Below are 13,962 nucleotides of genomic sequence, written 5' to 3'. Positions count from 1 at the left end.
GTCTTTTTTATCCAAAAATGAACTTCACTTATCCAAAAAACGAAAAACTAAAAAGTAAAATCACCATTGGATTATTGTTTTCCGAAGGGAAATCAGTGTCTAAATATCCTTTACGATTAGTCTATTATTCTGGTAATTTGGACAATCCCGACACTTCGGGGCAAAATATAAAGATGGGCGTTTCGGTATCAAAAAAACATTTTAAAAAAGCGGTTGACCGAAATTATTTTAAACGCGTTCTTCGTGAAACCTATCGTCTCAACAAACATTTACTATTGGATAATCTGGATAAACCCTATGCTTTTATGTTGTTTTACCAAAGCAAAGACCGTTTGTCTTATGAGGAAATCAACACCAAAACTATTCAATTGTTTGAGAAATTTTTGCAACAAAATAGTAAAACTACTTTGTCAGAAAATAACCTAGATTTAGAAAAATTATAATTTGCAATTCAATCAAATGAAGCAATAGAACCTTTATATACAATACTTTAATTAATATTGACGTTTTATTGTTATTTTAGCGGTTACAAATTTAGTTATACGAAACCCATGAACTTCTTTTTCAAAAAAAAATTCATAATTCCTATTGTCGCTTCGGCATTTTTATTCATTGGAACCAGTTTCAAAGACGATTTTTTTGAAATTGCCAAACAGATAGAAATATTCACCACGCTTTTTAAAGAGTTGAATAAAAATTACGTTGACGAGACAAATCCTGGCGATTTAATGGATAAAGCCATCAAAGGAATGTTAGGCAGCTTGGATCCTTACACTGTTTATTTCAACGAACAAGAAGTGGTACGATTCAAAATAAATAACACAGGAGAATATACTGGAATTGGTGCTTTATTAACCAGAAAAGAGGAGAAACTAACGGTAAAAGAAATTTATAAAAACTTCCCTGCGGATAAAGCTGGACTCAAGCCCGGTGATGAAATTATTCAAATAGGAGATGTACTTTTATCTGCATTCAAAGAAGATGCTTCACAACTTTTTAAAGGGGCAAAAAATACTAAAATTGACATCAAATACATTCGACAAGGAAAAACCAACACGACCCAAATTGTATTGGATGAAGTAGAAATAAAATCAGTGCCATTTTTCGGGAAAATTGATGCAAAAACCGGTTATATTGTCTTATCCCATTTCAATAAAAAAGCTTCCGTCGAAACTAAAGAGGCGTTAGAACAATTAAAAAGGGAGGGTGCACAAAGAATTATCTTGGATTTAAGAGACAACCCAGGCGGACTTTTGAATGAAGCAGTGAATATTTGCAATCTCTTTGTTCCAAAAAATGAAATCATCGTAACTACAAAATCGAAAATCGAAAAACACAATACTACCTATAAAACTGCCAATGAACCTATTGATACCGAAATTCCATTAATTATAATTGTCAATGGAAGAAGCGCATCCGCATCAGAAATTGTTTCGGGAGCCTTACAGGACTTAGACCGTGCCGTGGTACTGGGAAGCCGAAGTTTTGGAAAAGGATTAGTGCAAAGACCAGTAGAATTAACCTATGGAACGCAACTAAAGGTAACCATTGCCCGTTATTATACCCCTTCCGGAAGATGTATTCAAGCCCTAGATTACGCTCATAAAGACAAAAGTGGTGTAGCCACTAGAACCGAGCAAAAAAATTACAATGCATTCAAAACACGAAAAGGAAGAGCTGTTTATGATGGTGGCGGAATTCAGCCTGATGTAGAGCTTAGCGAAACTAAACTAAGTCCAATCACCAACGCATTAATACGCAATGATGGAATTTTCAATTATGTGACGCATTATTATTATAAAAATCCAACTTTAGGAGATAAGATTCCAACGATTTCAGATGCGGATTATTTAGACTTTAAACAGTTTTTAAAAGCTGAAAAGTTCTCTTTTGATACAGAAACAGAGTTGGCATTGAAAAATACTTTGGCTATAGCCAAAAAAGAAAAAGTAGACGAATCCATATCTACAGAATATCAGCAATTGTTGAGTGCATTGCAAAAAAGTGAAGATCTGCTATTGGATAAAAATCAAAAAGAGATCAAGAATCTTATCTTAGATGAAATCATAAAAAGGTATCAATACCAAGAAGGATTATATCAATATTATATAAAAAACAATACCGAAGTTAAAAAAGCGGTTAGCATTTTGGACAATAATTCAGAATACAAATCTATTTTGAAATTATAATGAACAAATTTTTCCAAATATTATTTTTACTTTTTTGTTGTTATCTAAAAGCTCAAGAAAAACCGGTTGAAACGGTATTTTTTGAATTTGACAAATACAACCTTAGCGAAGAACAAATAAAAACCATCATTGATTTTGCTAAAAAAGCAGATACGACCAAGATAGAATCGATTCAAATTTATGGTTATTGTGACGATAGAGGGGACAACGATTATAATTATAAATTATCCAAGAGCAGGGTGAATACCGTTCAAGACATCCTTACTTCCAACGGTTTTAATAAAAATAAAATTGTGATCATAGAAGGTAAGGGACGTGTGATTATACAAACGGACGCTGTGGAAAACTTAGTAGAAACTCGTTCCAAAAACAGACGTGTTGATTTATTTCTTGTAAAAAAGAATAGTTTTGGAAACGGCATTTTTAACTCTTTTCAAGAAAATCATAAGGTTGGTGATCGTATTTATCTAGAAAATATCTTCTTTGATTTAGGAAGAAGTGAGCTTACTTTACATTCGAAAAAAGAATTAGACAAAGTCATATTGATTTTGCAAAAAAATCAAAATCTTCAATTTGAAATAAGAGGCCATGTCTGTTGCACACCCAGTTATTACGATGATGCCATAGACGAAGCCACACAGGAAAGAAAACTTTCGACGAATCGTGCCCGGAATGTTTTTAAATATTTAATGTCAAAAAAAATTAACAGCCTTCGAATGACCTACAAAGGCTGTGGCAATAAATTTCCCGTTGGAAAAGGGGATGCTTTTGACCGAAGAGTAGAATTTCTTATTGTAAAAATATAATTATTCCCGTTTCATCTCAATATGCGGGATGTCATCCTCCAAATACATTTCGCTGGTTTGAACAAAACCATGACCTTCATAGAACTTTTTAAGGTATAATTGGGCACCAATGGTAATTTGGCTTTCGCCAAAATGCAGCAAAACACCAGCAATAGCTTCACGCATTAAATCATGTCCCCATTTCCGGTCACGGTAATTTGCATCTACAACCACTCTACCAATCGAGGCATTATCAAAACTGATTCCTGCCTTAAAAAGTCTTGCATGAGCTACGATTTTTCCTTCGAATTCTCCAAAAAGATGCAACGCCACTTTATCCTTGCCGTCAAGATCGAGATAAACGCAGTTTTGTTCCACTACAAATATTTCGCTTCGCAATCGCAGCAAATCGTATAGTTCGTGAACAGAAAGTGCCTCAAAAGGCTTTATACTCCATTTTAACATCGTGTGCTTTTTATTCTATTTATAGATTGCAAATTAAAGAAAATAAAAATCAGTTTTTCAAAACAACAACCGATTTTATTATGGATTCTAACTCATGCATCAAATCGCGTTTTTCAATGGAAGGCGCATAACAAAAACCCTCAAGAACCAGAATTCTGCTGTTTTCCTTGTCAACAATGGCATAATTGATAAATGGTCCCTGCATATAATCATTTTTCAACTCCCAGGTTCCTTTAGTCTCATAGGTTTTTTTCCCATCAAGCGTGGTCTTGAAAAGATACGGTGCATAGGCTTCTTCCGTAACCATGTTAGATTTTGGTTCGGTACCACTAATGTATAATTGCCCAATTGAATCTCTCATTTTGATAATACTGGTAATCAAATTTGAATTCTTCTTTATGGAACTTATAGGAACCTGATAGATCAAAAGGCTATTGTTTCCCCCGTTAATTTCCTTTTTCAACCACATAAATTTACTTTTATGAAGTACATAGGCATAGTTGGAAGGGATTTTTAGTGAAATATGGAATTTGTTAGCAATAACTTTTGGATTGAGTAGTGAATGAGAATTAATTCTCTGGCTTTCAGCTATTTCTGTTTTTTTGATTAACTGAAGCATTTTCGGAGCATTTTTTTCTATACATTTTATAATGTCTGCCCCTGTTTTTCCGGAGATATAAAACACATTTTGAGGTGATGCATATTGATTTTTTTTTATTTCAAAATTGTTTTCTACTTCTTTTTTAACCACTATAATTGCTCTGCTATCCGTCATGAATCCTTCCAGAAGTTTAATTGGATATTGATTTATGTTAAAAAGAGGTTCTTCTTGTGGTAAACCAATAACTGGTGATGCAAACTTATTTCGGATGCTGTCGCCCACTTCGCCATTCCACAATTGATCATCGATAATAACGGAAATCGTGTTGATTTTCCCATTAGTTTTCCGAGGTAAATTATCACTTTTCTTGGCACAGGAAAAGAACATAAAAGAAATAAAAAGAAATAAAAATTGAGCCTTCTTCATTATTATTTAATTAAAAAATAAAACCCAAATTTATAGCTATTTCTTTTATTATCCGCTTCATTACAGGTTTACTATTTCTGCAGCGAATATCATTCCATTTTTTCAGTCTGTTTACAATCATTTATTCCTCCTGCTCTGTTTCAATTTACTAGAAATAAATTTTGCATTCGCAATGGATAAAAATAAAAAACCCATAAATAATGCTTGTAACACTATTTATGGGTTTTCAGGTAAACTACAAAAAGTAGTTTTAGTATGTCGCAATTAGTCCAAGATAGCCGCAATTCCAGGTAATACTTTACCTTCCAGCATTTCAAGCATAGCGCCTCCGCCTGTAGAAACATAACTCATCTTATCTTCTAAACCAAATTGTTTTACTGCCGCAACTGAATCGCCACCACCAACTAGAGAAAACGCTCCTTTTTCTGTAGAAGCCGCAATATAATTCCCAAGAGCAATAGTTCCTTTTGCAAATTTTTCCATTTCAAAAACACCTAATGGTCCGTTCCAAAGAATGGTTTTGGACTCCATAATTACTTTTTCGAACATAGCTAATGATTTTGGTCCTGCGTCAAGTCCTTGCCATCCATCTGGAATTTCATTAACATCTACAATTTTCGTTTCCGCATCATTTGAAAATGCATTCGCTGCAACAACATCAACCGGAATATGAATTTGAACTCCTTTTTCCTTAGCCAATCTTAAAATTTCTAATGCCAATTCTTGTTTGTCATCTTCACAGATAGAATCTCCAATTTTACCGCCCAATGCTTTCACAAAAGTAAAGGTCATTCCGCCACCAATAATCATGTGATCCACTTTGTCCAAAATATTTTCGATAACCGTAATTTTAGAAGACACTTTTGATCCACCAAGAACTGCTGTGACTGGTTTTTCACTGTTTTTCAAAACCTTATTCAAGCTTTCAATTTCTTTAGCCAATAATAATCCGAAACATTTTTCAGTAGGAAAGAATTGCGCAATAATAGTTGTAGATGCATGTGCTCTGTGTGCTGTTCCAAAAGCATCATTTACATAAATATCACCAAGCGACGCTAGCTCTTTTGCGAAAGCAACATCTCCGGCTTCTTCTTCGCTGTGAAAACGCAAATTTTCCAATAATAAAACTTCTCCAGCCTGTAATTTTGCTGCAGCATCTTTGGCTACCGAACCAACACAATCTGAAGCAAATTGAACAGGAACTCCAAGAACTTCTGAAGTCGTTTTTAAGATATGTTTTAATGAATATTTGCCTTCAACACCTTTTGGTCTTCCTAAATGTGACATCAAAATTACGCTTCCGCCTTGTGCAAGAATTGCATCGATTGTAGGTTTTGCCGCTTCGATACGAGTAGCATCAGTCACGTTAAAATCCTCATCTAATGGCACATTAAAATCAACACGGATTATAGCTTTTTTATTTTTGAAATTGAAATCGTTTAAAGTTTTCATTAGGCCTTTTTTTAGTTTATTTTTTTTGAAAGAATAACAAATATAGAACTTTTAAATTATTAATAAATTTGAAAAAATCAAATAAATTCTGTTTTAAGCAACGAAATCGATGTAAATAAATAAATAATGTTTCATTTTAATGTTTTAAGTGTTTTTTATTCTAAAGGAAGTTAAATTTTTATTATTTAAAACATCGGATGCTTAACTATCATTTTACAGCTGAAAATTTTAGACTAAACCATTTTCTTATATCTTTGCTTTATGCAATTTTCAGAAATTTTAGGACAAGAACACATTAAAAGTCATTTGACAAAAAGTGCTGATTTGGGAAGAATTCCCCACGCACAACTGTTCGTGGGTCCTGAGGGAAGCGGTACGTTACCTATGGCAATCGCTTATGCCCAATACATTATTTGCAGCAATCAAAACTCGGAAAATTCGGGTTCAAATGAGGCTTGTAATCTGAAATTCAATAAAATTTCGCACCCCGATTTACATTTTGTTTATCCAACCGTAAGCACCGAAGAAGTAAAAACAAAGCCAAAAAGTATTGATTTCATTACAGAATGGGGACAATTTTTAACTGAAAATCCTTATGGAGGATTGTTTGATTGGTATCAAATGCTAGGCGTTAAAAATAAACAAGGCGAAATTAGAGTCGACGATGCACAGGAAATCCTGAAATCTTTGGCTTTGAAATCCTATGAAGGCGGGTACAAAATAATGATCATTTGGATGGCAGATAAATTAAATATCGCCGCTTCCAATAAATTATTGAAATTACTGGAGGAACCAACAGACAGAACGGTTTTCATACTGATTTCGGAAAACGAAGAAGATCTTATTCAAACCATACGTTCCCGTTGCCAAGTCTTGCATTTTAATGGTTTACCCGAAAAAGTTATTGCCGAAGCCTTAGTTTCACGTGAAAATACTGAAACTAAAACGGCCGTAAAAATAGCGCACCAAGCGCAAGGAAATTACAACAAAGCACTACAATTGTTGCAACCGGATAGCGAATCTGTTTTTTTCGAAAAATGGTTTGTAGATTGGGTTCGTGCCGCTTTTAGAGCAAAAGGAAATGCGGCAGCAATTCAGGATTTAATTCAGTGGAGCGAACAAATTGCCGGTTTGGGAAGAGAGACTCAAAAGAAGTTTTTACACTTTTGTATTGATATGTTCCGTCAGGCTTTGTTATTGAATTATCAAGCCGAAAGTTTAGTTTACATAGAACCGCAAGTCGAGAAATTCAAAATGGAGAATTTCGCCCCTTTTGTCAATGGCAATAATATTAATGATATCTTTCAGGAACTTTCGGATGCGATGTATCATATTGAACGCAACGGAAATGCAAAAATAATCTTAACCGATTTATCAATAAAACTTACCCGATTAATTCACAAAAAATAAAAACATGAACAACATTACTTCGATTTTAATTCTAATTTTCTTAGCTATTACTTTTCTTCAATCCGGATATGATAAACTGTTTTATTGGAAAGATAATGTGGATTGGTTAAAAGGTCATTTTGCAAAAACACCGTTGAAAAATGCTGTGCCATTAGCCTTATTGAATATATTAATTTTAGAGTTGATTTCAGGTATTTTATGTGTGGTTGGCTGCATCGAATTATTTGTAAACAACGGAAGAATTTTTGGTTTTTATGGAGCTGTTTTTTCTTGCATTACTTTACTAATGTTACTATTCGGACAGCGATTGGCTAAAGATTATGATGGCGCAAGAACTATAGTTATCTATTTCATACCAGCAATAATGGCTGTGTATTGGTTAAATTAAAAATAAAATCAGAAAAAAAGTAATTACATTGACAAATAAAATGATACCAAAACATCCTTCAGAATCCGTAACAATATTAACCGATTTAGTTTTGCCAAGTGAAACAAATCCTTTAAATAATCTTTTTGGTGGCGAACTTCTAGCTCGTATGGATCGTGCAGCAAGTATCGCAGCAAGAAGACATTCGAGAAGAATTGTGGTTACAGCCTCCGTAAATCATGTAGCTTTCAATAGAGCCATTCCATTAGGAAGTGTGGTTACGGTCGAAGCCAAAGTTTCCAGAGCTTTCAAGAGTTCGATGGAAATTTTTATTGATATTTGGGTAGAAGACAGAGAATCTGGAAACCGCACCAAAGCCAATGAAGCAATTTATACTTTCGTTGCCGTAGATGATACCGGAAGACCTGTTGAAGTTCCTCAAATAATCCCGGAAACAGAACTGGAAAAACAACGTTTTGACGCTGCTTTGCGCCGCAAACAACTCAGTTTGGTTTTAGCAGGGAAATTAAACCCTCATGATGCCACTGAATTGAAAGCGTTGTTCATGTAAAAAAAAGAATAACTGATTAACTTTTGATGAAAATTAAGGATTTAAAAATATTTTATAAAGAGAAAATTCACATCAAAAAAAGAAGTATTTTTACGAAAATATATGTTGCTCTAAATGAAATTTTCAGGAGAAATATTCATCCTGCCAGTTTCTTACGATTATAAAAAATAATACAAATAGATGAAAGAAAAGGTAAAAGAGAAGATGAGTACAGAGAAAGAAGCAAAATTAAAAGCGTTACAACTTACGCTAGACAAATTGGACAAAACCTACGGAAAAGGTACGGTGATGAAAATGGGAGACAAAGCCATTGTAGAAGTAGAAACTATTTCTTCGGGGTCTCTAGGGATTGATTTAGCCTTAGGAGTTGGTGGTTATCCAAGAGGAAGAATTATTGAAATATACGGTCCGGAATCATCTGGTAAAACAACATTGACACTTCACGCGATTGCTGAAGCTCAAAAAGCAGGTGGAATTGCTGCTTTTATTGATGCGGAACATGCATTCGACAGAAATTATGCGGAGAAATTAGGAGTAGACATTGAAAATCTAATCATTTCTCAACCAGATAATGGAGAACAAGCATTAGAAATTGCCGAAAACTTGATTCGTTCAGGTGCAATTGACATTGTAGTAATTGACTCGGTTGCTGCTTTGACTCCAAAAAGTGAGATCGAAGGGGAAATGGGAGATTCTAAAATGGGACTTCATGCTCGTTTAATGTCTCAAGCATTACGTAAACTAACCGGTACCATCAGCAAAACAAATTGTACTGTTTTCTTTATCAATCAATTGAGAGAGAAAATTGGAGTAATGTTCGGAAATCCAGAAACTACAACTGGAGGAAATGCATTGAAGTTTTACGCTTCAGTACGTTTAGATATTCGTCGTTCTACACAAATCAAGGATGGTGATAATGTACTTGGAAACAGAACCAAAGTTAAAGTGGTGAAAAACAAAGTGGCTCCGCCATTTAAAATCGCTGAATTTGACATCATGTATGGTGAAGGAATTTCAAAAACAGGAGAAATTTTAGATCTTGCTGTAGAATTTGAAATCATCAAAAAAGCGGGTTCTTGGTTTAGTTATGGTGAAACCAAATTAGGACAAGGTCGTGATGCGGTAAAATCTTTAATCAAAGACAATCCAGAATTAGCAGACGAATTAGAATTAAAAATAAAAGCAAGAATAAAAGAATTAGCTGAAGCATAAAACTAAAAAAGAGTTCACTACGGTGGACTCTTTTTTTATATACTATTTATTAAAAAGCAAACTTATTTTCATTTTCGGTCTTTTCAAATTCCTGCAATTGAGAGTAAATGGTATTTCGAACTTCTTCCCGAATTACTTTTCTACTGCTTCCGGTTTTACCAAAGGTATCTACTTGCGAATGTATTTTAACCCTCATAATTCCTGGGCTTCCGCTAAAAAAAGTATAGGAAAATCTTTTTTTATTGTCGGCAAAACTAATTGGAACAATAGGTATTTGATGTTCAATCGCTAATCTGAAAGCGCCGTCTTTAAAAGTGTCTAACAATACCGATTCATCATCCGGCACGCCGCCTTCTGGGAAAATACAAACACTCAATCCTCTATCAATTCTATTCTGCGCCTGATTAAAAACTTCCATTCTGCTTTTTGGACAGCCTCGATCGACTAAAATACAGCTTCGTTTGTAAAAAAATCCAAATAATGGAATCTTGGCCAACTCGTGTTTACCAACAAAAACAAAAGGATTTTTAATGGTGGCCAGCATCAGCATGATATCGGCCATGGAAGTGTGATTGGCAACAATCATATAGCTTTTATGGGATTCCAGTTCCTGGTTTTTTTCAACTTTATAATAAAAACCCATTCCAAAGAGAATGAATTTTGCCCAAATTCGAGCCATCTTAAAAAAGTAAGGATATCCGCTTTCGGTCAAAATGGAAAGCACCAAAAAAGGAAACATAGCGAGAATGGGAATAGCCATTAAAATGTAAAACCATACGCGCCACAGTGTCCAAAAAATAATTTTTAATCCTTTCATAATGCCAAAAGTAAGGAATCGGATGTAAATAGCGGTAAAAGAATTAAATTTGGCAACTTTAGTGTTAGAAAAAAATAGTAATCTTTGCGAACTTTGCGAAAAACTTTGCAACCTTTGCGGTAAAACGTTAAAAAATACAATGGCAAAAATACTTACCGGCGTTCAAAGTACAGGAACACCACATTTAGGAAACTTACTTGGCGCAATCATTCCCGCAATAGCTTTATCAAATAATCCCAAAAATGAATCGTTTCTTTTCATTGCCGATTTGCACTCGATCACGCAAATAAAAAACGGCGAAACATTAAGAACAAATACCTACAGCACCGCTGCTGCTTGGCTTGCCTGTGGTTTAGATGTAAATAAAGTGGTTTTTTACAGACAATCGGATGTGCCTCAAACGGCGGAATTATCCTGGTATTTGAGTTGTTTTTTCCCTTTTCAACGTTTGACATTGGCACATTCATTCAAGGATAAAGCGGATAGACTGGAAGATGTTAATGCCGGTTTGTTTTCGTATCCAATGCTAATGGCTGCCGATATTTTATTATACGATGCAAATTTTGTTCCCGTGGGGAAAGACCAGTTGCAACACCTTGAAATCACTCGCGATGTAGCATCTCGTTTCAACCACCAAATGGGAGAAACTTTTGTAATTCCCGAAGCGATAATACAAAAAGACGGCATGCTTATTCCCGGTACCAATGGAGGAAAAATGAGTAAATCAGCAAATAATATCATCAATATTTTCCTTGATGATAAGTCCTTACGCAAACAAGTGATGAGCATCGAAACCGACAGCACGCCACTGGAAGATCCTAAAAATCCGGAAACGTGTAATGCATTTGCGATTTATAAATTATTAGCCAATGAAGAACAAATAGCCAGAATGACTGCCAATTACCTTGGTGGATATTACGGTTACGGTCACGCCAAACAAGCTTTGTTTGAATTAATCACGGAGACCTTCAAAACCGAAAGAGAGAAATACAATTACTACATGAATAACCTTCCTGAGGTCGATGCTTTACTAAAAATTGGTGCTGGGAAAGCTTCGGCTGTAGCTAATGGCGTTTTAGCAAGAGTGAGAGATAAATTAGGATTTGAGGTGTAATAATCTATTTTTAAAACATGGAAGTCATTTAAGTTTTTTATAGTTTTATTACTATTTCACAAAAGCTTAAATGACTTATATGTTAAAATCATATTTATAGCAATCCCTTTTTAGTTCAAAGACTGGAAAGGGATTTTTTTTTAAAATATCACTAAAAGTGGGTATTTCTTATAAGATTTACAATCCATATTTTTGGTAAAGACTATTTAAAAAAATAGCACTAACTTTAAATCATAAAACTATGAAACAAAGCACAAAGCACAAAGCACAAAGCACAAAGCTACATTAGCAAATTTATTCTTTTTGTTTTAGCAATAACGTTTAGCAATTGCCAAGTAGAGGAAGAACTCCTTGAAAATAAAGAGCAACACAATGCTATTGATAAAGACAAAATTTCGCTTGTTCAATTCAAAAACGAAACAAAGCTCAATCCCAAGCAAATGCAATCCAATACAGCAGCTAAAAAAAACAATACAGCTAAAGAAACCATGCGCTTTTCTGATTTTATAATTGATACGCTGGCAATAAAAAAACACGTTAGTGAAACTAATAAAACGACTTATACTTTTCGTATTTACCCATTGACAACAGTAGCGCAACCAAATGAAATATATAATCTTGTATATCATAAAGTCAACAATTCATGGGAAACCTCCATTTTTTACTTAAAGAAATTCCCGAAAAGTGATACTAAACAAAAAATATTTGAAAAAATAGAACGGATATATGAAGGAACCGTCGCTAATTCTTTGACATCAAAAACTACTAGTTTAGAAATGTGTACTTTTGAAACTACTAGTTATCACTGTACAAATAGCGGAGAGTGCAGTAGAACTGGCATCTGTGATTTATGTTATTTATGCACAAGCACAACCATAACTTATGAATCTTGTGCCAGCGGAGGAGGTAGTGGCGGCGGAGGGTCGTCTGACCCAGGCAATACTTCTGATGGCGGAGGCACAGCGGATCCTTATGCTTACGCACCTAATTTTTATGACAATCCTGTATATGACGACCCAAACTATATTAATGCAGTAAAGAGGTCGTATGTTTGGACTAATTTAGGAGATGCAGCACAAGGTTTTTTTGCCAGTAATCAAGATAATATGAATGCTTTTAATCAAATTATTCAATATCAAATCGATGAAAATTGGTCGGACGAAAGTTGTGTTTTTGCACAAGAAATGTTTAATTATTTATCTGGAAATAGTTTTAACGGGATTATTGTTCCTGCAATTAATCAATTTGTTAAAGAAATGATTAATTCAATGGTAAATAATTATGGCTATTCTTCTGACGGATTTATGGGGGACACTGATTACGATAACATTGATTATTCTGGCCCTAAACAGTTGATTCCAAAGAGTATTATTCTGAACGATGGTTCTACACTAATAATAAGCTTTGGAACCACTCAAAGCGACAATAAAAATTCAAACAATGAGGTTGCTGTAGATTTAGTTAATAGTATAAAATTTGCAATAAATTTAGCAAATAGCAACCTAGAAAATTCTAATAAAATAACCTCAATATATATTGCTGCCACAACAAATGGCACTCATTCCTCTACAAGTAATCATACAAGAGGCACTGCGGTTGACATAAGTAGAATAAATGGCACAAAAATGATTAATTTAGGTAATAATATTCAAGTTAAAGCCCTGCAAGATGCTTTTGATAACTATCCGTCAATCAGAGAGAATTTCGGACCTTCTTTTAAACACAAGACATTTCCTAACGGATCTGTAAATCTGAATTGGCCTATTGGCGGTCACCAAGACCACATTCATGTATCAGTTCAAAGTTATTAATCCTTAAAATACAATTATGAAAAATATTATTTTACTAGTATCTATAATGACAGTTTTAAGTTGTAAATCTCAAAACTTTGAAGCTAAAGAAGTAAACAATTTAGAATTAAATAATTTAATTGGAAATATAAGTTATTTTAAATCTTACGCTTTAACTGATAATTTAATCAATATCGTTATCACAAAAAACGAGGTAGGAAGCGCAAAAAATGAAGAATCAGGTGAAGTTTCCAATAATTTGTATTTATCTAAATGCGAATTTGGAGAACTGCCAATTTGCAAATTATATTTATTGGAGAATTTTATCAATATAAATATTGTAAAAGTATATGAGGATAAAAAAAACATTAAAATTGATATTACATCTGGAAATTTTAATCAGCGTAAATCATATACAATTTTAATCTCACTAAATTAATATATTGAATATTAGGTTTAATAGTCCAAAATAGTTGATGAAACCCTTTCTGGGTACTATTAAATATAATGTTCCAAAAAGTTGATTGATATCCGTTTCAATCAACTTTTTTTAATTTAAATAAATTCAAAAAAAAGTGTAACCCACCGTGTAAAAGTCAACTGATAACCCAGATATTTCTCTACATTCTATGATAAAAACAAGCGAAAATTACAATATTAGGTTATATTGTTTCAGCCCCTTAAATAATCGGACACAATTATAAATAGAAATCTATAATTTTGTACGATGGAAAAGAGAAAATTTACCAAAGAAGAGAAGCTA

General features: G+C 33.7%; 14 protein-coding genes. 10 read left to right on the top strand and 4 right to left on the bottom strand.

Going from position 1 to position 13,962, the window contains the following annotated elements; all coding sequences use genetic code 11:
* Positions 1-17: 17 nt before the first annotated feature.
* The 3 genes from rnpA to IWX84_RS00060 all read left to right on the top strand — a co-directional run bounded on the left by rnpA (position 18) and on the right by IWX84_RS00060 (position 2,995).
* Positions 18-443, top strand: a complete 426-nt coding sequence (gene rnpA / locus IWX84_RS00070) for a ribonuclease P protein component (protein WP_196848693.1) — start codon at positions 18-20, stop codon at positions 441-443.
* Between the two features lie 108 nt (positions 444-551).
* Complete coding sequence (locus tag IWX84_RS00065; protein ID WP_196848692.1) at positions 552-2,189, top strand: S41 family peptidase; 1,638 nt, start codon at positions 552-554, stop codon at positions 2,187-2,189.
* Positions 2,189-2,995, top strand: coding sequence for an OmpA family protein (locus IWX84_RS00060; RefSeq protein WP_196848691.1), 807 nt, complete (start codon positions 2,189-2,191; stop codon positions 2,993-2,995). Before IWX84_RS00065 ends, IWX84_RS00060 begins: the two co-directional genes overlap by 1 nt.
* Here IWX84_RS00060 and IWX84_RS00055 read toward each other — a convergent pair whose 3' ends face one another.
* The 3 genes from IWX84_RS00055 to IWX84_RS00045 all read right to left on the bottom strand — a co-directional run bounded on the left by IWX84_RS00055 (position 2,996) and on the right by IWX84_RS00045 (position 5,918).
* A complete protein-coding gene (locus tag IWX84_RS00055) occupies positions 2,996-3,439 on the bottom strand; it encodes a GNAT family N-acetyltransferase (protein ID WP_196848690.1) in 444 nt (147 codons plus the stop codon).
* Between the two features lie 49 nt (positions 3,440-3,488).
* Positions 3,489-4,466 (bottom strand): DUF4837 family protein, encoded by a 978-nt coding sequence (locus tag IWX84_RS00050; protein ID WP_196848689.1) that lies wholly within the window; start codon positions 4,464-4,466, stop codon positions 3,489-3,491.
* Between the two features lie 264 nt (positions 4,467-4,730).
* Positions 4,731-5,918 carry a phosphoglycerate kinase gene (locus IWX84_RS00045; protein WP_196848688.1) on the bottom strand — a complete coding sequence of 396 codons (1,188 nt, stop codon included), beginning with the start codon at positions 5,916-5,918 and terminating at the stop codon, positions 4,731-4,733.
* Between the two features lie 261 nt (positions 5,919-6,179).
* Between IWX84_RS00045 and IWX84_RS00040 the strand changes: the two genes are divergently transcribed.
* The 4 genes from IWX84_RS00040 (at position 6,180) to recA (ending at position 9,478) form a co-directional block, all read left to right on the top strand.
* On the top strand, positions 6,180-7,328 hold the full coding sequence (locus IWX84_RS00040; RefSeq protein ID WP_196848687.1) for an ATP-binding protein: 1,149 nt from the start codon (positions 6,180-6,182) through the stop codon (positions 7,326-7,328).
* A 4-nt stretch (positions 7,329-7,332) separates the two neighbouring features.
* Complete coding sequence (locus IWX84_RS00035) at positions 7,333-7,716, top strand: DoxX family membrane protein (RefSeq protein ID WP_196848686.1); 384 nt, start codon at positions 7,333-7,335, stop codon at positions 7,714-7,716.
* A gap of 40 nt (positions 7,717-7,756) precedes the next feature.
* Positions 7,757-8,266, top strand: coding sequence for an acyl-CoA thioesterase (locus IWX84_RS00030; RefSeq protein ID WP_196848685.1), 510 nt, complete (start codon positions 7,757-7,759; stop codon positions 8,264-8,266).
* Positions 8,267-8,470: 204 nt separating this feature from the next.
* Positions 8,471-9,478: a recombinase RecA gene (gene recA, locus IWX84_RS00025; RefSeq protein WP_196849007.1), complete on the top strand. Its 1,008-nt coding sequence runs from the start codon at positions 8,471-8,473 to the stop codon at positions 9,476-9,478.
* 49 nt (positions 9,479-9,527) lie between these two features.
* Here the strand turns inward: recA and IWX84_RS00020 are convergent, their stop codons facing one another.
* Positions 9,528-10,295: a lysophospholipid acyltransferase family protein gene (locus IWX84_RS00020; RefSeq protein ID WP_196848684.1), complete on the bottom strand. Its 768-nt coding sequence runs from the start codon at positions 10,293-10,295 to the stop codon at positions 9,528-9,530.
* A gap of 139 nt (positions 10,296-10,434) precedes the next feature.
* Here IWX84_RS00020 and trpS point away from each other — a divergent pair, with 139 nt between their 5' ends.
* From trpS to IWX84_RS00005, 3 genes are all read left to right on the top strand, one after another.
* Positions 10,435-11,409: a tryptophan--tRNA ligase gene (gene trpS, locus IWX84_RS00015; protein ID WP_196848683.1), complete on the top strand. Its 975-nt coding sequence runs from the start codon at positions 10,435-10,437 to the stop codon at positions 11,407-11,409.
* 440 nt (positions 11,410-11,849) lie between these two features.
* Positions 11,850-13,220: a hypothetical protein gene (locus tag IWX84_RS00010; RefSeq protein ID WP_196848682.1), complete on the top strand. Its 1,371-nt coding sequence runs from the start codon at positions 11,850-11,852 to the stop codon at positions 13,218-13,220.
* A 16-nt stretch (positions 13,221-13,236) separates the two neighbouring features.
* On the top strand, positions 13,237-13,638 hold the full coding sequence (locus IWX84_RS00005; RefSeq protein WP_196848681.1) for a hypothetical protein: 402 nt from the start codon (positions 13,237-13,239) through the stop codon (positions 13,636-13,638).
* The last annotated feature ends 324 nt before the right edge of the window (positions 13,639-13,962 follow it).

Source organism: Flavobacterium sp. CG_9.10, assembly GCF_015752245.1.
Lineage (GTDB): Bacteria > Bacteroidota > Bacteroidia > Flavobacteriales > Flavobacteriaceae > Flavobacterium.
This window is presented reverse-complemented; position numbering and strand designations above follow the sequence as displayed.